This is a genomic window from Cerasicoccus sp. TK19100 (assembly GCF_027257155.1).
GTDB classification, from domain to species: Bacteria; Verrucomicrobiota; Verrucomicrobiia; order Opitutales; family Cerasicoccaceae; genus Cerasicoccus; species Cerasicoccus fimbriatus.
In genome coordinates, this window is record NZ_JAPWDU010000007.1 from 195,541 (window position 1) to 215,922 (window position 20,382).

Consider the following 20,382-nt stretch of genomic DNA (forward strand, 5'->3'; position numbering starts at 1 on the left):
TTTGCATTCTGCATTTATAATTTTGCATTTTTATCATGGCTGTTGAAATGAAAATCCCGGCCCTCGGTGAGTCGATCACCTCGGGCATCATCGCCGCCTGGCATGTCGCCGAGGGCGACTACGTCGAGAAAGACCAAGTAATCTTCGAACTCGAGACTGACAAGATCACCTCGGAAGGGCTCGCTGAGGCCAGTGGTGTCATCAGCCTGAAGGCCGACGAGGGCGACGAGGTCGAGATCGGCCAGATCGTCGCCGTGATCGATGACTCCGCCGCCAAGCCCGGCGGTGGCAGCTCGGAGAGCACTGACTCGGACGACTCCGAGGGCGAAGCCGCCAGTGAAGCACCCGCTCCGAAGAAGGACGAAAAGCCGGCCCCGGACGATGCCAACTCGCCCGCCGTTCGCCGCATCGCTGCCGAGACCGGCATCGACCCGAAGTCGGTCGACGGCTCCGGCAAGGGTGGCCGCGTGACCAAGGGGGACATGCTTGCCGCGCAGGATCGCGACTTTAAGGCCGCCCCGGCAGAGTCTCCCACCAAGCCTTCCGATACCGTGGTCCGCGCAGATCAGCCCGAGGCCGGCCGCACGACGCGCAAGAAGATGACTCCGCTGCGTCGCAAGATCGCCGAGCGCCTCGTTGCCGCGACGAACGAAGCGGCCTTGCTAACCACTTTCAATGAGGTGGACATGAGCGCGGTGATGAAGCTGCGCAAACAGCATCAGGACAAGTTTGTGGAAAAATACGGCGTCAAGCTCGGCTTCATGTCGTTCTTCGTGAAGGCCGTTGTTAACGCGCTGCAAGAAGTGCCGGATCTGAATACTCAGCTCGATGGCGACCACGTTATCCAAAATCATTTCTACGATATCGGTGTGGCCGTTGGTTCGGACAAGGGGCTGATGGTTCCGGTGGTGCGCGATTGCGATTCCAAAAACTTCGCCACGATTGAGCAGGATATCATTGCTTACGCCAAAGCGGCGCGCTCCGGCAAAATTAAGCTGGAAGACCTCAACGGCGGCGTCTTCACGATCTCCAACGGCGGTATTTACGGCAGCATGCTTTCCACGCCGCTGCTCAACATGCCGCAAACCGGCATCCTCGGCCTGCACAACATCACCGAGCGCGCAGTCGTCATTAATGGCGAAATCGTGGCCCGCCCGATGATGTATCTCGCGCTGAGCTACGACCACCGCGTCGTCGATGGCAAGGGCGCAGTCACGTTCCTGGTGAAGATCAAAGAAGCCATCGAAGACCCGACCAAGCTCCTCTTCGGCGTCTAGTCGTTCAACTCCAACGTATTTCATCTCACAGAGACCAAAGGCCAAGCATCTGATTTTTGATCAAAAAATCTTTGTGCCTCCGTGCCTTTGTGAGAAATAATATTCGCCTCGCAGGCATCTGCGCTCATTCGCGCCATCCGTAGTTAAAAAACTCCCACCCATTTAAGATCATGGCAGATTACGACCTCCTTGTTATTGGCTCCGGCCCTGGCGGCTACGTGGCCGCGTTTCGCGCCGCGCAGCTGGGCATGAAAACCGCACTTGTTGAAAAGGACGCCACTCTCGGCGGCACGTGCCTGAATGTCGGCTGCATCCCGTCGAAGGCGCTGCTGCACTCGACCGAGATTTTCCACATCGTCAAGGAGCGCGGCGAAGCGCACGGCATCAAGACGGGCAAGCTTAGCTCGGACATTCCCGCGCTGATGAAGCGCAAGGACGAGGTCGTCAAGCAGCTCAACGGCGGCGTGGCGCAGCTCGCCAAGGCTCGCAAGGTAGAGGTCCTGCAAGGGCTCGGCTCGCTCGAAGGCGAGGGCAAGGTAAAGGTCAAGGGCGACGATGGCGAAAAGACGGTCAGTGCCGACCACATCATCATCGCGACTGGCTCCGTGCCTGTCGAGCTGCCCTTCATGAAGTTTGACGGCAAGACTATCGTTTCCAGCACGGAAGCCATCGCTTTTGACAAGATTCCGGGTAAGCTCGTCGTCGTTGGCGCAGGTGCCATTGGCCTGGAGCTGGGCAGCGTTTGGGCGCGCCTGGGCAGTGAGGTGACCGTCGTCGAGCTGCTGCCGCAGATTGCGGGCGCGGTCGATAAGGATGTCGCCAAAATGGCCGAGCGTTTCTTTAAGAAGCAAGGCATGGCCTTCGAGCTCGGTGCCAAGGTCACCGGCGTCGCCAAGGAGGGCAAGAAGACCTTCCTCACCGCCGAAAAGGGCGACAAGGAGCTGAAGTTTGAAGCCGACAAGATCCTCGTGGCCGTAGGCCGTAAGGCGACCACCGCCGGGCTGACTCCGGACAAGGCCGGCGTCGAGCTGGACGACCGTGGCCGCGTGAAGATCGACGATCATTTCCGCACCAGCGCCAAGGGCATTTACGCGATCGGCGACGTGGTTGCTGGCCCGATGCTCGCCCATAAGGCTGAGGAAGAAGCCGTGGCCTGCGTTGAGCTGATCGCGGGTAAGGGCGGCCATTGCAATTACGACGTCATCCCGAATGTCATTTACACCGAACCGGAAATTGCCTGCGTGGGCATCGGCGAGGACAAGGCCAAGGAAGACAAGCTCGAGGTCAACGTCGGTAAGTTCCCATTTGCCGCCAATGGTCGCGCTATCGCGGTCGATGCTACCGACGGCTTTGTGAAGATCATCGCCGACAAGAAGACGGACCGCATTCTCGGTGCGCAGATCATCGGCCACGGTGCCAGTGAGCTCGTCGCCGCCATCGTGACTCATATGGAATACGGTGGCAGCGCCGAAGACCTCGGTCGCACCATCCACGCCCACCCGACCATGTCGGAAGCGATGAAAGAAGCCGGCCTCGCCGTCAGCAAGAGCGCGATTCACTCGATGTAACCAGCGTCCCGCTGGACCGATAGATTCGCGCATTGCGCGAACGAAGGAAGGAACACGAACCTCTGTGTTCGCTGCTGCTCGATCTGAATGAAAAGTGATGGATAGGAATGCGAACACAGAGGTTCGCGTTCCTTTTTACACCGCCTCCGCCTATTGTTTAGGCGATTGAGGTCGGTGGTTCCTCTAGATTACCGGCGTAAAGTAGAGCTCCAACCGCGATTATGCTTAATGGCCAGACCATAAACATATACCCGGCGAACATGATGATTAGGGCGATGGCGAAGCAAGTAAGTGAGATTTTTATACTCATACGGTATGCTTTGCGGATCCCCTTTTTTCCAAGACGTTGAACTTTCACTTGGTATTTTTTCCGTCTCTTTTCGAGGATAACTTTCTTTTCGTCACTTGAGCGCAACGATAGCAGGTTTATCCCTAGAATCGTCAACATTAGCGCCAGAAATAAATAATCCGAAGTAGGCTCGCCTCCGAGAATTCCCTTACTCACTAAAAAAATGGTCAAGCCGGTGACCCACATTACCGTTCCTAGCCGACGAATAATTTTGCAAAAAGTCGTGGAGAACCCGTGTAGCATAATTCGTTGAATCTTAATTGTAGCAATTTGTTGCTCAAGCTTAATCGCCGATTGCCTCCGCCTCGGCAATGACTTCCTCGCCGTTCAGGTAGAAGCGGATGAGCATGGGGCGGCAGCAGACTTCGCAGTCGTAGTCCCATTCGGTGGGGACTTCGGTTGCCGCCGGGCCGGGGATGGAAAACGGTTCGAAGCAAGTGGGGCAGGTGACTTGGCAATAGTCGGCGTGCATGGTTGGCGTATTGTTCATTGAAGGATTGGCTAGTCGAGGGCAATCAGCAGCGCCACGATTCCGATTGCGGGCGGTACTTTGCGCGAAAATCGCGAGGGCTTCTCAGTCGGTAAAAAATGTCGACCTAAAGTTAGTGCTTTGGGGGTGCTTGGAGGTCGTTATCGAAAAAAAATTTCTATTGGTGCGATTTTTTCGGAATAATTCCATCGGCGGCTGCTCTTATCTTCGTAATTAGCAGCATACAGTCAGAATAGCAGGTTCAGTTGGGCGGCGGTTTCAGGAGTGAGGCCGCCGCCCATTATTTAGGAGGTTGCGCGGTAACTTCCGGCTATTGCTAGGGTCAACGAACACGGATTTTGTATCTTGATTGCTGCAAACACTGCCCCAACGGGGCTGCGCATCAATAGCCCAGGGTTAAAGCGAACCGCTTGCGGGAAGCGCTACCCTGGGAAACCGGATGCTCGCTTATCTCCCAGCCCCAACGGGGCTGCGCAAGATGTCGTTTTGCGCAATCCCGTTGGGATAGGCAATATACGTATTCGTATTCCCAGGGTAGGCGTTCAGCCGCTCTGCGGCCTCAAGCCAACCCTGGGCTATAGTTGCGTAGCCCCGTTGGGGCAAATTCTCTGAAAGTTGAATGTCCGTTCGTCCTACGCACCGGTTGCCGATTGGCGGGCCTCGCGTGGGGTGCAGCCGCGGACGCTGCGGAAGACTTTGGAGAAGTAGCTCGCGCTGCCGTAGCCGACGCGCTCGGCGATGGCGGAAATGGAGTCGCTGGTGGCGGCCAATCGCTGGCGGGCGATCTCGATGCGGTGCTGCTCCAGGTAACGCATCGGGGTGATGCCGACCTCCTGCGGAAACAGGTGCGCGAGGCGGGAGGGGGAGATGCCGGAGGCGCGGGCAATGTCGTCCAGGGTCAGCGGTTCGCGGTAGTGGTCGCAGATGTAGGCCATGGCGCGGCGCACCCGGGAATCAAGCCGCTGGGCGGTCTTGTTGGGGTTGGCGGAGTCGCACCACAGGATGAGCTGCTCCAGCAGGCTCATGGCCAGCGCCTCGCGTTGGGGCAGGGGGCCATGGAGGGTTTTCACCATGTCGTCGAAGCAGGATTTTACACGATTGGAAACGGTTTCATCCAGCCGTTTCAGCATGCCAAAGCCCTGATCCAAGCGCGGCCAATTCAGCCAATCAATCCACTCGGATCGCGGTTGAAAGCATACCCAGTAATGCAGCCAGGGGCCCCGGGATTCATCATTCTCGTAGGTTTGTGGCGCACCGGGTTCAAAGAGGAAAATGCTGTGGGCGGCGGCTTCGACGGTTCCATTGGCCAGGTGCATGTTGGCAACACCACCGGCGGTGTATTCAAGCAGCCAGTAGGAGAAGCCCTGCGGCCGGCGAATGCGGTTGGGCGCGTCGCGGTCGTGCCGACCGAGGCCGGCATAGATCATTCGGGGGCTGCTGATGATTTTTGCCATGTAGCAAGATTTTGCTAGTTTATGACCAGACTGGCCCTTGTTTTCAAGTCGGCAATGCGATAGACTAACGACATGATTGAAACTTCCCCCGTCTCCGACGCTTCCGCTAAAATTCTCAACTGGGGCGTCATCGGCCCCGGTCGCATTGCCCGCAAGTTTGCCGCCGGTTTGGCGGGTTCCGACACGGGCAAGCTCTATGCCGCGGCCAGTCGCGACGCAGCCCGTGCGCAGGCGTTTCTCGACGAGTTTGGTGGCGGTCAGGCATTTGGTGATTACCAGGCGATGCTGGACGATTCGCAGCTCGATGCGGTGTACATTGCCACGCCACATCCGATGCACGCCGAGTGGGCGATCAAGGCCGCGCGCGCCGGTAAGCATGTGCTTTGCGAAAAGCCCGCTACGTTAAACTACGGGGAAGCGCTGGCAGTGGTCGATGCCGCTCTGGAGAGTGATGTGGTCTTCCTGGAAGCATTCATGTATCGCTGCCACCCGGCGACGGCGAAGCTCTATGAACTGGTTAAGGAAGGTGCCATCGGGCAACTGCAGCGTATCCGTGCGTCGTTTGGCTTTGATAGCGGCGAGAACCATGAGGGTCGTCTCCAAGCGAATGCACTGGGCGGCGGCGGCATCCTGGATGTCGGTTGTTACCCGATCTCGATGTGCCGCTTGTTGGCGGGGGCCGTGCAGGGTAAGGCGTTCGATAATCCGATTGAGCTGAAGGCCATTGGCCACCTCGACGAAAAGACCGGCGTGGACACCTGGACGAGTGCGGTCTTGAAATTTGAGGGCGACATCATCGGCGAGTGCTTTTGCGGTGTGCGCGCTGGTGCGGAAAACGACGTCACCGTTTACGGAACCGAAGGAACGATTCGCGTAGAGCAGCCTTGGTTTGCCGGTGGCAAAATAGTCCTGCAGCGCAAGGGCAAGGAGCCCGAGGTGATCGACGCCAGCTCTGAGCGGCACCTGTATACTTTTGAAGTGGAGGCCGTGCATCAGCTGGCCCATGGCGGCGGCTTGCTCAACTGTGCGATGAGCATTGAAGATACCTTGGGCAACATGCAGACGCTGGACCGCTGGCGCGCCGAGATCGGTCTGCAATATGAAATGGAGAAGCCCGGCCCGGAATTTCCCTGCGTGTATGGCAAGCTGACCGGCGCGGGCAGTGCGATTCCCAAGGGGGAAATCCCCGGCGTCGCCAAGCCGGTGTCGCGCCTTTGCATGGGCCACCCCGGCATGCAGCGATCGTTTACCGACGTGGTTCCGCTTTACGACGCCTTTTTCGAGCTCGGGGGTAACGTGTTTGACGACGCCTCGATCTACCGTGGCTGGGGTGCCAAGCCGAGCTTTGCCGGCCGCTGGATGTCGATGCGTGGCGTTCGTGAGCAGTGTGTGATGATCGACAAAGGCGCACATGCGCCCAACTGCACTCCGGACTACATGACCGACGAAGTCGACCGCCTGATAAAGACCAATTTCTGCGGCTACATCGACCTTTACATGATGCACCGCGACAACCTCGATGTGCCGGTGGGCGAGTTTGTAGACGTGCTTGGCCAATTGATCAAGTCGGGCAAGATCCGTGCCTATGGTTTCTCGAATTGGACGGCGGTGCGCTTCGACGAGGCGGCGGCTTACGCCAAGGCCAATGGCATACCCGCGCCGGTCTGCTTGTCGAACCAGCTGAGCCTCGCCGAGATGGTGAACCCCGTCTGGCCGGGCACCGAATCGTGCTCCAATTCGGAGTTCCAGGCATGGCTCGCCGAGCGAAATTTACCGCTGATCCCGTGGTCGAGCCAAGCGGCTGGATTCTTCACCGATCAGAGCGCTCCGGATCGCAAAGAGAACAAATTGCTCGTCCACGGTTACTACAGCGAGGCCAACTTCGAACGTAAAAAACGCGCGAAAAAACTGGCCGAAGCAAAAAACGTGATGCCGATAAATATCGCCATGGCATGGGTCATTGGGCAGTCGTTCCCGACTTTCCCGTTGATCGGTCCGCGGACGATTACGGAGCTGCGTACCTCGTTAACCGGCCTTGAAGTAAGCCTAACCCCCCAGGAGATGGATTGGCTGAACCTTAAGAGCGACTCCATTCAGGCTTAGCGCCTGAGTGTTGGGGAATCAGATTGGTGCGGGTGGAGGGAATCGAACCCTCATCCCAAGTGTGGAAGACTCGTATACTAGCCGTTGTACTACACCCGCCTGTAAAAGGGGAAGGCTTGACCTCGTTCACCATTTAGGTCAAGTATATTTCCTCAATTAGCGCTTCTGCTAGTGAACTCTCCTACTGCGCGCACCAACCTTCTGATTCTGCAACACTATGGCAATGTTAAGTCAAAGCGCGGCCAGCGCGACTCCGGCTGGCGGTAAGAAGAAGCCGTCATTTGCCGAGTCACAGCGACTGGCCAAGCAAAAGGCCTACGAAAAGCAAGCCCACCGCAAGAAGATCAAGCTCGATGAGTTGGCGGTCTTCACGCAGCAAATTTCGTCTATGCTTGAGGCGGGTTTGCCCCTTGTGAGCGCGCTGGAAGCCTTGCAGGATCAGACGGAAAATCCGGTTTTCAAGATCATCATCCGCGACGTGCGCAACGACATCGCGGGCGGCACCTCGTTCTCCGACGCGGTGCGCAAGTTCCCCAAGGCCTTCCCGAACCTTTTTGTTTCCATGGTGGAAGCCGGTGAGGCCTCTGGTGCCTTGGCGGACATTATGAGCAAGGTGGCTCTTTACTTCGAGGACTCCCTGGCCCTCATCAAAAAGGTGAAGAGCGCCATGACCTACCCAATTGCCGTTATCGGCTTGGCGGTGATCCTGGTGAATGTGCTGCTTATTTTCGTGATCCCGGTTTTCGCGGAAATGTTTGCTGACTTCGGTGCTGAGCTGCCGAAGCCGACGCAGATGCTTATCGATATTTCCGACTTCCTGAAGTATAACATTCACTGGCTGATCCTCGGAGGCGTCGCCCTCTGGTGGTCGTTAAAGAAGATCGTCGCTACGCCACGTGGCCGGCGCGCCAAGGATGTCTTTTTCAGTAAGTTGCCCATTATCGGCAACCTCTCGCAGAAGGTGAATATCTCCCGCTTCTGCCGCACCTACGCAATTCTGCTGCGAAGCGGTGTGCCGATCCTGCGCACGCTGGAGATTTGCTCCAGTGCGTCGAACAACACCTTCATTGAAGAGGCATGCGTGAACTTTAGCCGCCACATCAGTCAGGGCGGCCAGCTATCGGAAGTTATCGCCGAGACGCCGTATTTCCCATCGATGGTTAAACACATGGCCAAGGCCGGTGAGCAAACCGGTAATGTCGACGGGATGATGAATAAGATTGCCGATTTCTACGACGTGGAAGTGAATAACATTGTCGAATCGCTGACATCGCTGATGGAGCCAATTCTGATCTGCGTATTGGGTGTGGTCATCGGTGGTATCGTGATGGCTATGTTCTTGCCGATCTTCCAGCTCTCCAGTGTGGTTGGCGGCTAATCTTTAATCCCTGAATCTACCCCCTCACATATGCCTAGTTTGCTGATCGTCGACGACCTGCCTGCCATTCATGAGATGTTAACCGGTCTCATGGGTGCTACGGGTTATCTCTGCGCTGGAGCTTCTTCCGGGGAAGAGGCCTTGATGCGCTATCGGCAAAGCCGGTTCGATGTGGTCCTGATCGACTATGCGATGGAGCCGATGGATGGCTTGGAGCTGGCCCGGCGATTGATTGAAGCTGACCCGAATGTCATCATTATTCTCATGTCGGGCTTTACCAGTGAAGAGCTGACGCAGGACGCAATTGGTGCGGGGATTTATCTGGTTATTGAAAAGCCGATTCAAGTCGACTCGCTCATGGTGGCCGTGGAGCGGGCGTATGAGGAGTCCAAGGTGCGTCGGCCGCGCCTCCGAGAGTCTGAGATCGAGAATCTGCCCACGCTTGCCGAACACCTGCAACTGGCGGAAGAGAATTATGCGGGCTTCGTCCTGGATCTGTGTAATGGCGACAAGGCCAAGGCCTCGAAAATCCTGGGTGTGGACCTAGGCTGATTTTTCCGGCGCGCCCTTGGTTGCCTGGCTTTCTAGGCTGCGAATCGAGTCCATGCCCGGGATGTTGAGCGGGCGGTTGTCGTCTCCAGCCAAGTAGATGGTTTGTGAGGGGAAGGCGAAGTCGATGCCGGCCTCACCAAAGGCCTTGAAAATGCGGATGTTGAGCCACTGGCTGTGCTCCAGGAAGTCCCAATACGCCGGGGGCTGGTACCAGTAAATGCAAATGATGTTGAGCGAATCGGCGTTGAATTCGTTGAAGTAAACGCGGGGCAGTAAGTCCCCTTGGTTGATGGCTTCGTTCATTTTGGTGGACTCATCACCCTCCTTGTAGGCCATCAGGTCGCGCAGAATTTTGACCGCTTCTTCGATTTTTTCCGGCGGCGTGTCGTAGGTGATGGTCACGTTCATAATGCGGCGGATGAAGGGCCGCTTGCCGATGTTGTGAATCGTCTTTTTGTAAAGCTGGCCGTTGGGGATGGTGACCAGGTGTCCGTCGAGGCGCTCCATGCGGGTGCAGGTCAGGCCCATCTCGCTGATTACGCCATCGTGGCCGTCGATGTTGCAGCGTTCGCCGATTTCGAACGGCTTGTTCATAAAGAGGAACACCGAGCCAAACAGGTTGCCAATGCTCTCTTGGGCGGCGAGGCCAAACGCCAGCGAGGCAATGCCCAAACCGGCGAGAATTGTGGTGATTTCCTTACCGCTGATGATCTGAAAAATCTGCAAGATGATGACGCCGATCACGACGACGCGAAGCGTTTTGCTGATCAGCGGCACAAGCATGGCGTCCATGCGGGTGTCGTCCTTTTCGGCATGCTTGGTCATCAGGTATTCGGGCACGGCGACGAGATGCAGCACGAGCATGCCGAAGGAAAGAATGATGAGAATGGACGCCGCCAGATCGGCGATGCCCTCCAGTTTCCCCGGAAAGACGATCAGCCCCACGCCGATACGCAGACCGATTGACATGCCAATCGCGCCGAGGGACTTGCCCACCGACGCGTAGAAGACCTTCATCACGCTGTTTTGGTCCTCAGCGAAACGGTTACCGGCCTTCGTCACCGCAAAATGCCCGAGCTTGGCGATCACGTAGCCAATCGCCACACAGGCGAGGGCAAAGCCGTAGTGCCAGACGGGATTGCCGAGAAAATCCTGGGTCAGAAAGTCAGTAGTCATGCTGGTCATTATGAAAGTCAGGTTTATTCTTAATGCAAATTACATTCCAAATGCGGCACATTCGTAACCGGTGATTGGTTTGCGCTTGGCGGATTGAGGGAATGCATTATGTTGTCCTCTACCATGACTGCTTTTCCGAACGTGGATGGCACACTGGCAATGGAAGTTGCCGGCACACTGGCAATGGAAGTTGCCGAGCTGCCCGGTGAGTTCGGGCCCGTTAGCCTATCCGAGCGGGTCGTGCAGCGCATTTGGCTGAGGCAGGACTTTCATCGCGAGGATTTAAAAACACAGTCGGGACGTCGTCTGGTCATTCGCCGCCCCGGGCAGTGGAATCTCCAGGAGGGCCCGGATTTCCGCGACGCGCTGTTGGAGATCGACGGCGAACGCGTGGACGGCGATGTGGAAATCCATTTCTACCCGGGGGACTGGTTCGACCACGGCCACGAGAGTGATGCCAACTTCGACCGCGTCGTCCTGCACGTGGTGGTGTTTGACGACGGCAGCCGCCCGGCCTACACCGCCCTCGGCGCGCAGCCGGAGACGCTGGCGCTCCTGCCGCTGCTGGACCGTGACCTGGAGTCGCATGCGATGGAAGACGCCCTGCTGGCCATGGAGCGCCGAGACCACCTGGACCTCGTCCAGTATTATTTGAGCCTGTCCGTCACGGCGCGCTTGGCCGATTTGCGCGACCTCGCCTTTGACCGCTGGCGGCAGAAGCGCCGCTACGCGCAGATGCGGATCGAGCGGCTGGGCTGGCGGTTGGCGCTGCATCAGGCGGTGCTGGAGGCGCTGGGCTTCCGCCGCAATCGCGCGCCGATGATCGCGCTGGCCGAGCGTTTCCCGCCCGATGTGATGGCCACGATGACGCCGGATTCGCTGTTTGAGTTTGCCCAAGGGCGTTGGAAGCTCGCCGGGCTGCGTCCGGCCAACCATCCGCGCCGGCGCTTCGAGCAATACCTGACCCTGCTCAACGGAAAGCCCGACTGGCCGCAGTCACTCCTGAAATGGACTGCCTTGACCGCCGAGGCCGACCCGGACGAGCGCACCACCTTGGTCCGCCGCACGGCACGCTTTTCCGCCTTGCGCGACGAGCTGGCGGGGGAGGTGCTTTGCAGCGCTTTATCCGGCCCGCGGCTGGATACGCTAGTGGTCGATGCGCTCCTGCCGATGTTGTCCGTTGAGACCGGGCGCGACTTGTTCGGCCTCTGGCATCACTGGATGGTTGGCGATGCGCCTGGTGCGCTGAACCAGTTCCTTCGTGAGGCGGGTGTTTGCGGCCCGCGTCAGCCGCGCTGCAACGGCTTGCTGCAAGGCGCGCTCCAGCGATTTTTTACGCAGGGGCTTTGATGAGGGCCTGTGAATTTTTGCGTCAAAAACTTGTGACCCGCATCATCCTGATTACGTTCTATTTAATTAAAGGCTACCTATGAAGAAATTCCTCAAAGTTATTCTGATCCTTGCCGTATTGCTGATCCTGGTGGTCGTGATTGCGGCGGTGGTTGTCACGCGGCCAGGCTTCCAGAAGTCGATTTTCCTAAGCTCCATGGAGGGCAAAGTTGACAAGGTTCAGGTCGAAACGCTCTCGGCGGGCATGTCGAAAGTTGACGTGCAAGACCTGGAGATCGAGAAAAACGGTGCCCTGATCAAGCTCGGCGACTTGCAACTGCAATACTCGCTGTGGGACTTCGTTTTCGGTAAAGAGCTGCGCATTGACGAGTTGGTAATCGACAAACTTTACGTCGATACCACAAAAATGAAACCAAGTGGTGACAAATCGGATGACGATGAACCTTCCGTTGAGGGGGGAGCGCCAAAGTTTGAGGGAATTTTTGATAACGCGGAGATTCCGCTGAAAATTTATCTGGGTAAGGCCGACATCAACGGCCAAGTCGTGATGCCCAAGCGCCAACTGACCTTCTTCGTCACGGGCGGAGACATTGCCCCGGGTAAGGAGGGCAAGCTAACCCTCAAAGGCGACCTGATCGACCAGACCCCGGGTGCAGCCGCTGGCAAGCTGGCGGTCAACGGGGAGTTGAAGCTGAATCAAACCAGCGAACAGAAGTTGGATCGCGTATCCTTCGTTGGTGACATTTCTGCGAGTGGCGGTGCGCTCAGTAAGCCCGCAACGCTCACCATCGCGGCTTCCGCCGAGGATAAGAGCGAGACCGAGGAGTATATTTTGACGCTGAGCCGCGACAATAAGCAGCTGGCGCAACTGGATTCTACCTACACGCCGGCAACCGAGTCGCTGGTGGGAGGCATGACGGCAGATGTAGATCGCGCGACGCTGGAGCCCTTTCTGATGGGTGCCGACCTGCCGGACTTTGCGCTTACCATGAACGAGAAGTTCACCCTTGATGGCAAGGCGGAGCAGTTCGTCGTGGGGGGGAAGCTGCAACTTGATCTGCGGAACTTGGCCCAATGGAAGCCTGAGCTGGCCAACGTGGGCGGTGGCACGCTGACCGCGAATCTTCAGTCCACGCTCCAATCCAAGCAGGTATTGCTGGAGACACTGGACGCGAATTTCGTCACTACCAGTGGTCGCAAATTGCTCGCGCTAGAGCTGAAGCGGAAGTTCACCGTAAAGATTGTCGATGGCAAGCCGCAGCTTGACGGCCAGTCGGGTGAGCTCCTAACCATCGATTTACAAAGCCTGCCCATCGAGTGGCTCAATCCATTTCTGAAAGGGATGTCTCTTGATGGTGACGAAATGACTGGTGGCGCTTCCATTACCGCCCAGAGTGACTCCAATTTCACGGTCACAAGCACGAAGCCATGGAGCGTCACTTCGCTTTCCCTCGCTAAGGATGGCCAGCCAGTGCTGAAGTCGGTCAACATCGCGCTGACGCCAAACATTGTCATCGACGAGAAGGACCTTCAACTGAAGCTCGACGCTCTGAGCCTGACTAGTGGCGGTAAGAATCTGCTGAGTGGCAGCGTCGATTACTCTGCGAACATGGAGAACGCGGCGGATACCGCTAATGTGAGTCTCAACCTGAGCGGCGACTTGGCTAACCTGCTGGCTCAACCGGTGTTAGAGAAATACGCAGGCTTGGCTGGCGGGCAGTATTCGCTGAATGGAAAAGTCACGCCGGCTTCTGGTGGCGTGGCGGTGGATGCCTCCCTGGCATTGACCGACCTGACGCTTAAGGAAAGCTACGACCGTCTTGCCAGGGCAACGCTCTCGCTGAAGGGCACCGTTGATGGCGCGGAGAAGATCGACCTACAGGGACCATTGAATATTAAGGGTTCGTCACTTGTTAGTGACGCGAATTTAGTCGCCAAGGTGGATCGCTCCGGCGGTGTGAACAATTTTGACGTAGATCTAAGCGGCCAATCGCTGAGCATCGACCAGCTGCAGATGCTGGGTAAGGCATTTAAAAATCCCCAGTATGTCGCCCCAACCGCTGCGCCCGCGCAGGATATGCCTCAGCCGACGCCTACCGCCAACGCGCAAACCGGTCCGGACAAGGTCGCGGCCTGGACGGGTAACGATGGCACGTTGGACATCAATTTCGGCCGGGTCATAATGGGCAAAAGCACTTTTCAGGACTTTGAGGGCAAGCTGCTGATCAACGATAAGACCTTGCGCATCACGCCGCTCAAGGCAGTGCTCAACAACGCGCCGGTCAACGCAAAGGCGATCATCGATTTCACGGCAGGTAAAGCCAAGCCCTACACGCTGGATGCGGATATCGACCTGGAGGGGCTGGAGGTTGGCACCTTGACCGCCAAAGATGGCAACCCGCAAAATGCCGGCGTCACCGGCCCGTTTTCCTTCAAGGGCGAGGCCAAGGGTGATGCTCCGACGCTGGGGCAGTTGGCCGATCTGGTGCTCTTCAATTTGGATCTGAAGGGCGGCCCGGGGGTTGTGCGCACTCAGGGCAGCGCGGTGGGCGATGCGGTCTCGGGCATCGGCGCAGGGCTGGGGCTGGTCAGCGAAATTACGAGCCAGTTTGGCGTTAGCGCAGTTAAGGAAAATCCTGCGGTGCAACAGGTTAACGGCATGCTCAAAGCGATTAGCCAAAAGATCGAATACGACCAGATTTCACTGACTGCCAATCGCAAGGAGAACTTAAACGTCAACCTGAGCGAGTTCGTGCTGCTGAGTAACGTTAACAACATGATGTTCAAGGGGAACGGCCAGATCACCTACCAAAAGGACGTGCCTCTGACGCAGCAACCAATGAAAATTTCGGCTCAGTTGTGGACGCGTGGCAACCAGTTGAAGCTCATCACGGATCTTAAGCTTGCCGGTCAGCAGCAGGACAGCGAGGGGTTTGTGAGTGGGCCAAAATTTGATATCACGGGCACATTGAGCCAGCCGGATTATTACAGCAGTTTAGCAAGCACGGTCTTGGGCAACCTGCCGAACATCGTCACCAGCCTGGTGGGAGGGGCTGCGAATTCTGCCACGAATACGCTTGGCGTGACGGACGACCAGTCTCAGAATCAAACTAAAGATCAGAAGAATCAGGATACTGCGCGCGCTGTTGGCGGCTTATTGCAAGGCATCCTGAATCAGCAGAAAAAGAAAGACGACAGCTCTCAATAATGCCCCAAAGCCCGGTAATCCAGATTGATGAAAAACTGACTCAAGGTCCCAAGCATGACATGGCGTCCGCGCCGTTTCACGTGATGACCAAGCCCATTGGGCCGCTTTGCAATCTGGATTGCGAGTATTGCTTCTACCTCGAAAAGGAGAATCTCTACGGCTCGAACGAGCGCTTCAAGATGTCTGAGGAGACGCTTGAGGCCTACGTTCGCAATTACATCGAGTCGCAGCCCGAGCACACGGTGACCTTTGCCTGGCAGGGTGGGGAGCCGACACTGATGGGGGTTAAGTTTTTCCAAAAAGTCGTTGAGTATCAGAAAAAGTATGCCAACGGGCGCACGATTGAGAATGCCCTGCAGACCAATGGCACCTTACTCGATGAGGATTGGGCGCGCTTTCTTCACGACGAAAATTTCCTCGTCGGCATCAGTATCGACGGCCCGGAGGAGCTGCACAACCACTACCGCGTCGATAAGAAAAAGGGTCCGTCCTACGCCAAAGTGATACGCGGCATCGAGCTCGCCAAGAAGTTCAAAGTGGAGTTCAACACCCTGACCTGCGTTCACGCGGGCAATGTCGACAAGGCGCTGGACGTTTATAAATTCCTGAAAAACATCGGCAGCGGCTACCTGCAATTTATCCCGATCGTCGAGCGTCTGCCCGACAAGGATTCGCGCGACATCGGTCTACAGCTCGCGCATCCGCCGGACTTCCGCAATCCGCCCATTGAAAAACGCCCGCCAGTCATGGCGCATTGGGCGGTGGACCCGCACAAATATGGCGAGTTTCTTTGCAAAATTTTCGACCGTTGGGTAACGCGCGATGTTGGCAAGACCTACGTGCAGATTATCGACATGGCGCTCGGCAAGTGGCTCAATATTCCCGGCGGACTCTGCGTATTTAGCGAAACATGCGGCAAGGCGATGGCCATTGAGCACGATGGCGACGTCTTCGCCTGTGACCACTACGTTTACCCGCGCTACAAGGTCGGCAACGTGCTGAACCAGTCACTTGGTGCCATCGTGGAAAGCGATGCAATGAAGCAATTTGGGCAGGACAAAAAGCTTGGCCTGCCGCAGCAGTGCGTGAAGTGCGATGTCCGCTTTGCCTGCCATGGTGAGTGCCCGAAGCATCGCTTTACCTGGACGAAGGATGGCGAGTTCGGGCTGAATTACCTGTGCCCGAGCTACCTGAAATTCTTCCGCCACATCGATCCGGCGATGCAGATCATGGCTCAGCTTTATCGTAATCGCCGCGCCCCGGCGGAGATTATGCCGATGCTGAAGAAGGACCCGAAGTTGTTGGATAAGCAACGTGCGGCCAGCCGTCGCTAAGATACCTAATGAGGGCAGCGCAGGCGCGTCCTCGCGCCGCAAGCCCATTTGTCAAAGGGCAAATTAATCTGTCCAGCAGGAGCTGGCGGCTTGTCTGGAGACTGCGCCCTACCTTGTTCAGCTAGATAGCCATTTGCCCAATGGGCAAATCCGAATGCATTCGCATCCGACTGTGAAGCGGGACGCTTCAGGCGCGGAGGGAGCCGTCGGCCATTTCGTCGAGGAAGGACTGGTAGGTTTGCTTGACGCCGGTACGGAGGTCTATCTTGGGCTCCCAGCCGAGGCTGCGCATGATGGAGGAGTCCATCAGCTTGCGCGGAGTGCCGTCGGGGCGGTTGGTGTCCCAGACCATCTCGCCTTCGAAGCCCACGGTGTCGCAGACGATTTCTGAAAGTTCCTTGATGGTGACATCGCTGCCGTAGCCGACATTGACCAAGTCCGGCGGCTCTTCGAGCTCCAGCAGGTAGACGAGGGCGGCGGAGAGATCGTCGACGTGGAGAAACTCGCGCATCGGCGAGCCCGTTCCCCAAAGGGTGATTTCCTTGGCACCGGACTCCTTGGCTTCGTGGAAGCGGCGGAGCAGGGCGGGCAACACATGGGAATTTTCCCCATGGTAGTTGTCACGCTGGCCATAGAGATTGGTCGGCATGGCGGAGTGGTATGTCACCCCATATTGACGTCGGTAGTATTCGCAAAGCTTGAGGCCAGCGATCTTGGCGATGGCGTAGGCTTCGTTGGTGGGCTCCAGCGGGCCGGTGAGCAGGGCGTCTTCGCGCATCGGCTGCTCGGCGAGTTTTGGGTAAATGCAAGAGCTGCCCAGGAAAAGCACACGCCCGACGCCATGCTGATAGGCACCGTGGATCAGGTTTTGCTCCAGCGCTAGGTTTTCGTAAATGAACTCGGCCGGGTAGGTGTTGTTGGCGTGAATGCCGCCGACCTTCGCTGCAGCGATCACGATCACATCCGGCTTTTCGGTGGCGAGGAACTCGTTGACGGCGACTTGATTCGTCAAGTCGAGCTCGCTGCGGGTGCGCGTAATGATGTTCTGGTAGCCTTTGGCTTGCAGGGCGCGGACGACGCCTGCGCCGACCATGCCGCGGTGCCCGGCAACGTAAATCTTGGAATCGGAGTTCATGGGATGAGAAACGTTTACGATAAAAAGAAGCGGATTACGGAAATTCCGCAATCCGCATCCTGAAATCCGTAAGGGCTAGAAGCTCTTGTTGACGCCGGTTGCTTCCTTGTAGGCGTGCTCTTGTTTGGCGAGTTCGAGGTCGGCTTCGGTCATGATTTTGACGAGCTCCTTGAACTTCACCTTGGGCTCCCAGCCGATTTGCTTCTTGAGCTTGGCGGGGTCGCCGATGAGCAGGTCGACCTCGGAGGGGCGCTCGTAGCGCTTGTCGTAGTCGACATACTTTTCCCAGTCGAGGTCGAGCAGGTTGAAGGTCTCGATTACGAAGTCGCGGACGCTGTGGGTCTCGTTGGTCGCGCAAACGTAGTCATCAGGCTTATCCTGTTGGAGCATGAGCCACATGACTTCGACGTATTCCTTGGCGTAGCCCCAGTCGCGCTGGGCGTCGAGGTTGCCGAGGTAAAGCTTGTCCTGCAGGCCCATCTTGATGCGGGTCGCGGCACGGGTAATCTTGCGGGTGACGAAGGTCTCGCCGCGGCGCGGGGACTCGTGGTTAAAGAGAATGCCGTTGCTGGCGTGCAGGTTGTAGGCTTCGCGGTAGTTGACGGTGAGCCAGAACGCAAAGACCTTGGCGCAGCCGTACGGCGAGCGCGGCCAGAAGGGCGTTTCCTCGGTTTGCGGCACGTGTTGCACCTTGCCAAACATCTCGGAGGAGCTGGCCTGGTAGTAACGGACGTCCTGCGTCAAGCCGGCTTCGCGAATGGCTTCGAGCAGGCGGACGGTGGAGAGGCCGGTGACGTCGCCAGTGTATTCCGGGCTGTCGAAGGAGACGCGCACGTGGCTCTGGGCACCGAGGTTGTAAATTTCGTCGGGCTTGAGTTCGTAAAGGAGTTTGGTGATGCGGCTGCCGTCGGCGAGGTCACCGTAGTGCAGGTGCAATTTCGAGCCGTTGACGTGCGGATCGCGGTAAAGGTGGTCGATGCGGTCGGTATTAAAGGTCGATGCGCGGCGAATGATGCCGTGGACTTCGTAACCTTTTTCCAAGAGCAATTCGGCGAGGTAGGAACCGTCCTGACCGGTGATTCCTGTTATCAGGGCTTTCTTAGGCATGATGCTGGTATAGTTATCTTGAGCGTTTTGGCTAGCTCATTTTATTCAATTTTCTTTGAACTTCGGCTGTAGGATTTGTTCCACTCTGATGGTGCTGAAGAAAGTTAGCGAGTTTGATTGGCAGCACGTCGTTTGTTCATACTGGTTGAAGTATGGAAAAAAGCGAGATTGTCGGCGTTTTGGAGGAAATTGCGGAGCTGCTGGAGCTCAAGGGCGAAAACCCGTTTAAGGTCCGCGCCTACCAAAGTGGCGCGCGCGCGCTGGAGACGCTGGAGGAGGATCTCGGGGCAGTGATCGAGGAGGATCGCCTGGGCAAGATCAAGGGCATCGGCAAGGCGCTGGTGGAGAAAATTACCACACTGCACGAGACTGGCGAGTTGGAGTATTATGACAAGCTGAAGGCGTCGGTGCCCGAGAGCATGATCGAACTGCTGACGATTCCCAACCTCGGCCCCAAGAAGATTAAAAAACTCCATGACGAGCTGGGCATCGACAGTGTGGAATCGCTCAAGGCCGCCTGCGAAGCGGGCAAGGTCGCAGAAATTTCCGGATTTGGCGCGAAAACCGAGCAAAAGCTGCTGTCGGGCATTGCGAACCGTGAGGCCTATCAGGCGCGGCACCATTGGTGGAAGGCGGCCAGCGTTGCCGAGCCAATCGTGGAGGGCTTGCGGGAGCTGCCGGAGGTGGAGCGGGCTGAGTCGGCCGGTAGCTTGCGTCGCATGCGTGAGACCGTCGGCGATTTGGACTTTATCGTGGCTTCAACCAAGCCCAAGCCGGTCATGGACTGGTTTGTCGGTTTGGATACGGTATCGGAAGTCACTGCCCATGGACATACGAAGTCCAGCGTGCGTTTTCAGGACGGTTTGCAGGCTGATTTACGTGTGGTGCCGCCCGAGCAGTTTGCGTTTGCCCTGCTGCACTTTACCGGAAGTAAGGATCATAATGTCCGGATGCGGCAGCGGGCCTTGGAGCGGGGGTGGTCGCTCTCGGAGTGGGGCTTGTTCGACAAGGATTCGAAGCCGGAAGACCCGGACCGGAAATCCGTCATCGCCGCCGAAACCGAAGAGCAAATTTACGCCAAGCTCGACATGAAATGGGTTCCGCCCGAGCTCCGCGAGGACCGCGGGGAAATCGAAGCCGGCGAGACGGGTGATTTTCCGCAACTCATTGAGGTAGAAGATATTCGTGGCGTGTTTCACAACCACACGACCGCCAGCGATGGCCATAACACCCTGGAGGAAATGACGGTGGCGGCCGAGGAGCTGGGCCTAGAATACCTGGGTATTGCCGACCACTCCAAGGCGAGCTTTCAGGCCAGCGGGCTGGATGAGGACCGCCTGGCCGCGCAGGTAGAGAAAATTCGTGCGCTGAACGCGAGCGGCAAGTTCAAGTGCCACGTCTTTGCCGGGAGCGAGGTGGATATCCTGAAGGATGGTTCACTCGACTTCGACGACGATGTGCTGGCGACCTTGGATTACGTGGTCGCCTCGGTGCACAATGCGCTGACATTGACCGAGGACGAGATGACGAAGCGTATCATCAAGGCGATTGAAAATGAGCACGTCACCATGTTGGGACATTTGACCGGGCGTCTGCTGCTGCGCCGTGAGCCTTATGCGGTTAACGTGGGCAAAGTGATCGATGCGGCCATTGCCAATGATACCATTATCGAGCTGAACGCGAATCCCTGGCGCTTGGATATGGACTGGCGTCATTGGAAAAACGCCGTGGACAAGGGGCTGCTGTGCGCGATCAACCCCGACGCGCACGATACGGATGGCCTGGCGTTGTTTGTAGCGGGGATTAACGTGGCGCGTAAAGGCTGGCTGGAGCCGAAGCATATCTTGAACACGCGTCCGCTGGCTGAGGTGAAGCAATACTTCGGGGTAGAGTAGTTTTTG

The 20,382-nt window shown here is 57.3% G+C and carries 15 protein-coding genes and 1 tRNA gene; 9 read left to right on the forward strand and 7 right to left on the reverse strand.

From position 1 onward, the window contains the following. Positions 1-35: 35 nt before the first annotated feature. On the forward strand, positions 36-1,277 hold the full coding sequence (gene odhB / locus O3S85_RS18245) for a 2-oxoglutarate dehydrogenase complex dihydrolipoyllysine-residue succinyltransferase (RefSeq protein ID WP_269542263.1): 1,242 nt from the start codon (positions 36-38) through the stop codon (positions 1,275-1,277). A 170-nt stretch (positions 1,278-1,447) separates the two neighbouring features. Beyond that, positions 1,448-2,845 (forward strand): dihydrolipoyl dehydrogenase, encoded by a 1,398-nt coding sequence (lpdA, locus tag O3S85_RS18250; protein WP_269542264.1) that lies wholly within the window; start codon positions 1,448-1,450, stop codon positions 2,843-2,845. A gap of 157 nt (positions 2,846-3,002) precedes the next feature. Here lpdA and O3S85_RS18255 read toward each other — a convergent pair whose 3' ends face one another. The 3 genes from O3S85_RS18255 to araC all read right to left on the reverse strand — a co-directional run bounded on the left by O3S85_RS18255 (position 3,003) and on the right by araC (position 5,138). Beyond that, the gene (locus tag O3S85_RS18255; RefSeq protein WP_269542265.1) at positions 3,003-3,380 is read right to left on the reverse strand and encodes a hypothetical protein; all 378 of its coding nucleotides are present in this window, start codon (positions 3,378-3,380) and stop codon (positions 3,003-3,005) included. Between the two features lie 97 nt (positions 3,381-3,477). Continuing rightward, a complete protein-coding gene (locus tag O3S85_RS18260) occupies positions 3,478-3,684 on the reverse strand; it encodes a zinc ribbon domain-containing protein (protein ID WP_269542266.1) in 207 nt (68 codons plus the stop codon). A 632-nt stretch (positions 3,685-4,316) separates the two neighbouring features. Then, positions 4,317-5,138, reverse strand: coding sequence for an arabinose operon transcriptional regulator AraC (araC, locus tag O3S85_RS18265; protein ID WP_269542267.1), 822 nt, complete (start codon positions 5,136-5,138; stop codon positions 4,317-4,319). Between the two features lie 72 nt (positions 5,139-5,210). On the opposite strand from araC, the gene O3S85_RS18270 reads away from it, so the two are divergent. Then, positions 5,211-7,241, forward strand: a complete 2,031-nt coding sequence (locus O3S85_RS18270) for an aldo/keto reductase (RefSeq protein WP_269542269.1) — start codon at positions 5,211-5,213, stop codon at positions 7,239-7,241. A gap of 24 nt (positions 7,242-7,265) precedes the next feature. Here O3S85_RS18270 and O3S85_RS18275 read toward each other — a convergent pair. Beyond that, positions 7,266-7,340: transfer RNA gene (locus O3S85_RS18275), tRNA-Gly, on the reverse strand. Positions 7,341-7,464: 124 nt separating this feature from the next. Here O3S85_RS18275 and O3S85_RS18280 point away from each other — a divergent pair. Both O3S85_RS18280 and O3S85_RS18285 read left to right on the forward strand, forming a co-directional pair. Then, entirely contained in the window at positions 7,465-8,619 is a 1,155-nt protein-coding gene (locus tag O3S85_RS18280) for a type II secretion system F family protein (RefSeq protein WP_269542271.1), read from the forward strand. Positions 8,620-8,649: 30 nt separating this feature from the next. Continuing rightward, the gene (locus O3S85_RS18285) at positions 8,650-9,171 is read left to right on the forward strand and encodes a response regulator (protein ID WP_269542272.1); all 522 of its coding nucleotides are present in this window, start codon (positions 8,650-8,652) and stop codon (positions 9,169-9,171) included. Here O3S85_RS18285 and O3S85_RS18290 read toward each other — a convergent pair. Next, positions 9,163-10,347: a mechanosensitive ion channel family protein gene (locus O3S85_RS18290; RefSeq protein ID WP_269542274.1), complete on the reverse strand. Its 1,185-nt coding sequence runs from the start codon at positions 10,345-10,347 to the stop codon at positions 9,163-9,165. The two genes, O3S85_RS18285 and O3S85_RS18290, sit on opposite strands and share 9 nt — an antisense overlap. Before the next feature lie 123 nt (positions 10,348-10,470). Here O3S85_RS18290 and O3S85_RS18295 point away from each other — a divergent pair, with 123 nt between their 5' ends. The 3 genes from O3S85_RS18295 to O3S85_RS18305 all read left to right on the forward strand — a co-directional run bounded on the left by O3S85_RS18295 (position 10,471) and on the right by O3S85_RS18305 (position 16,239). Next, on the forward strand, positions 10,471-11,697 hold the full coding sequence (locus tag O3S85_RS18295; protein ID WP_269542276.1) for a DUF2851 family protein: 1,227 nt from the start codon (positions 10,471-10,473) through the stop codon (positions 11,695-11,697). Between the two features lie 79 nt (positions 11,698-11,776). Then, positions 11,777-14,905 (forward strand): AsmA family protein, encoded by a 3,129-nt coding sequence (locus O3S85_RS18300; protein ID WP_269542278.1) that lies wholly within the window; start codon positions 11,777-11,779, stop codon positions 14,903-14,905. Beyond that, a complete protein-coding gene (locus O3S85_RS18305) occupies positions 14,905-16,239 on the forward strand; it encodes an anaerobic sulfatase maturase (RefSeq protein ID WP_269542279.1) in 1,335 nt (444 codons plus the stop codon). Before O3S85_RS18300 ends, O3S85_RS18305 begins: the two co-directional genes overlap by 1 nt. 187 nt (positions 16,240-16,426) lie before the next feature. Here the strand turns inward: O3S85_RS18305 and O3S85_RS18310 are convergent, their stop codons facing one another. Beyond that, positions 16,427-17,374: a GDP-L-fucose synthase family protein gene (locus O3S85_RS18310; protein WP_269542280.1), complete on the reverse strand. Its 948-nt coding sequence runs from the start codon at positions 17,372-17,374 to the stop codon at positions 16,427-16,429. Between the two features lie 75 nt (positions 17,375-17,449). Beyond that, positions 17,450-18,481: a GDP-mannose 4,6-dehydratase gene (gene gmd / locus O3S85_RS18315; protein WP_269542282.1), complete on the reverse strand. Its 1,032-nt coding sequence runs from the start codon at positions 18,479-18,481 to the stop codon at positions 17,450-17,452. Between the two features lie 152 nt (positions 18,482-18,633). On the opposite strand from gmd, the gene polX reads away from it, so the two are divergent. Next, on the forward strand, positions 18,634-20,376 hold the full coding sequence (gene polX, locus O3S85_RS18320) for a DNA polymerase/3'-5' exonuclease PolX (protein WP_269542283.1): 1,743 nt from the start codon (positions 18,634-18,636) through the stop codon (positions 20,374-20,376). The last annotated feature ends 6 nt before the right edge of the window (positions 20,377-20,382 follow it).

Excerpts from the sequence above, each read along its gene's own strand:
- odhB (WP_269542263.1), top strand. The coding sequence starts at position 36 with ATGGCTGTTGAAATGAAAATCCCGGCCCTCGGTGAGTCGATCACCTCG.
- lpdA (WP_269542264.1), top strand. The coding sequence starts at position 1,448 with ATGGCAGATTACGACCTCCTTGTTATTGGCTCCGGCCCTGGCGGCTAC.
- O3S85_RS18255 (WP_269542265.1), bottom strand. The coding sequence starts at position 3,380 with ATGTGGGTCACCGGCTTGACCATTTTTTTAGTGAGTAAGGGAATTCTC.
- O3S85_RS18260 (WP_269542266.1), bottom strand. The coding sequence starts at position 3,684 with ATGAACAATACGCCAACCATGCACGCCGACTATTGCCAAGTCACCTGC.
- araC (WP_269542267.1), bottom strand. The coding sequence starts at position 5,138 with ATGGCAAAAATCATCAGCAGCCCCCGAATGATCTATGCCGGCCTCGGT.
- O3S85_RS18270 (WP_269542269.1), top strand. The coding sequence starts at position 5,211 with ATGATTGAAACTTCCCCCGTCTCCGACGCTTCCGCTAAAATTCTCAAC.
- O3S85_RS18280 (WP_269542271.1), top strand. The coding sequence starts at position 7,465 with ATGTTAAGTCAAAGCGCGGCCAGCGCGACTCCGGCTGGCGGTAAGAAG.
- O3S85_RS18285 (WP_269542272.1), top strand. The coding sequence starts at position 8,650 with ATGCCTAGTTTGCTGATCGTCGACGACCTGCCTGCCATTCATGAGATG.
- O3S85_RS18290 (WP_269542274.1), bottom strand. The coding sequence starts at position 10,347 with ATGACTACTGACTTTCTGACCCAGGATTTTCTCGGCAATCCCGTCTGG.
- O3S85_RS18295 (WP_269542276.1), top strand. The coding sequence starts at position 10,471 with ATGACTGCTTTTCCGAACGTGGATGGCACACTGGCAATGGAAGTTGCC.
- O3S85_RS18300 (WP_269542278.1), top strand. The coding sequence starts at position 11,777 with ATGAAGAAATTCCTCAAAGTTATTCTGATCCTTGCCGTATTGCTGATC.
- O3S85_RS18305 (WP_269542279.1), top strand. The coding sequence starts at position 14,905 with ATGCCCCAAAGCCCGGTAATCCAGATTGATGAAAAACTGACTCAAGGT.
- O3S85_RS18310 (WP_269542280.1), bottom strand. The coding sequence starts at position 17,374 with ATGAACTCCGATTCCAAGATTTACGTTGCCGGGCACCGCGGCATGGTC.
- gmd (WP_269542282.1), bottom strand. The coding sequence starts at position 18,481 with ATGCCTAAGAAAGCCCTGATAACAGGAATCACCGGTCAGGACGGTTCC.
- polX (WP_269542283.1), top strand. The coding sequence starts at position 18,634 with ATGGAAAAAAGCGAGATTGTCGGCGTTTTGGAGGAAATTGCGGAGCTG.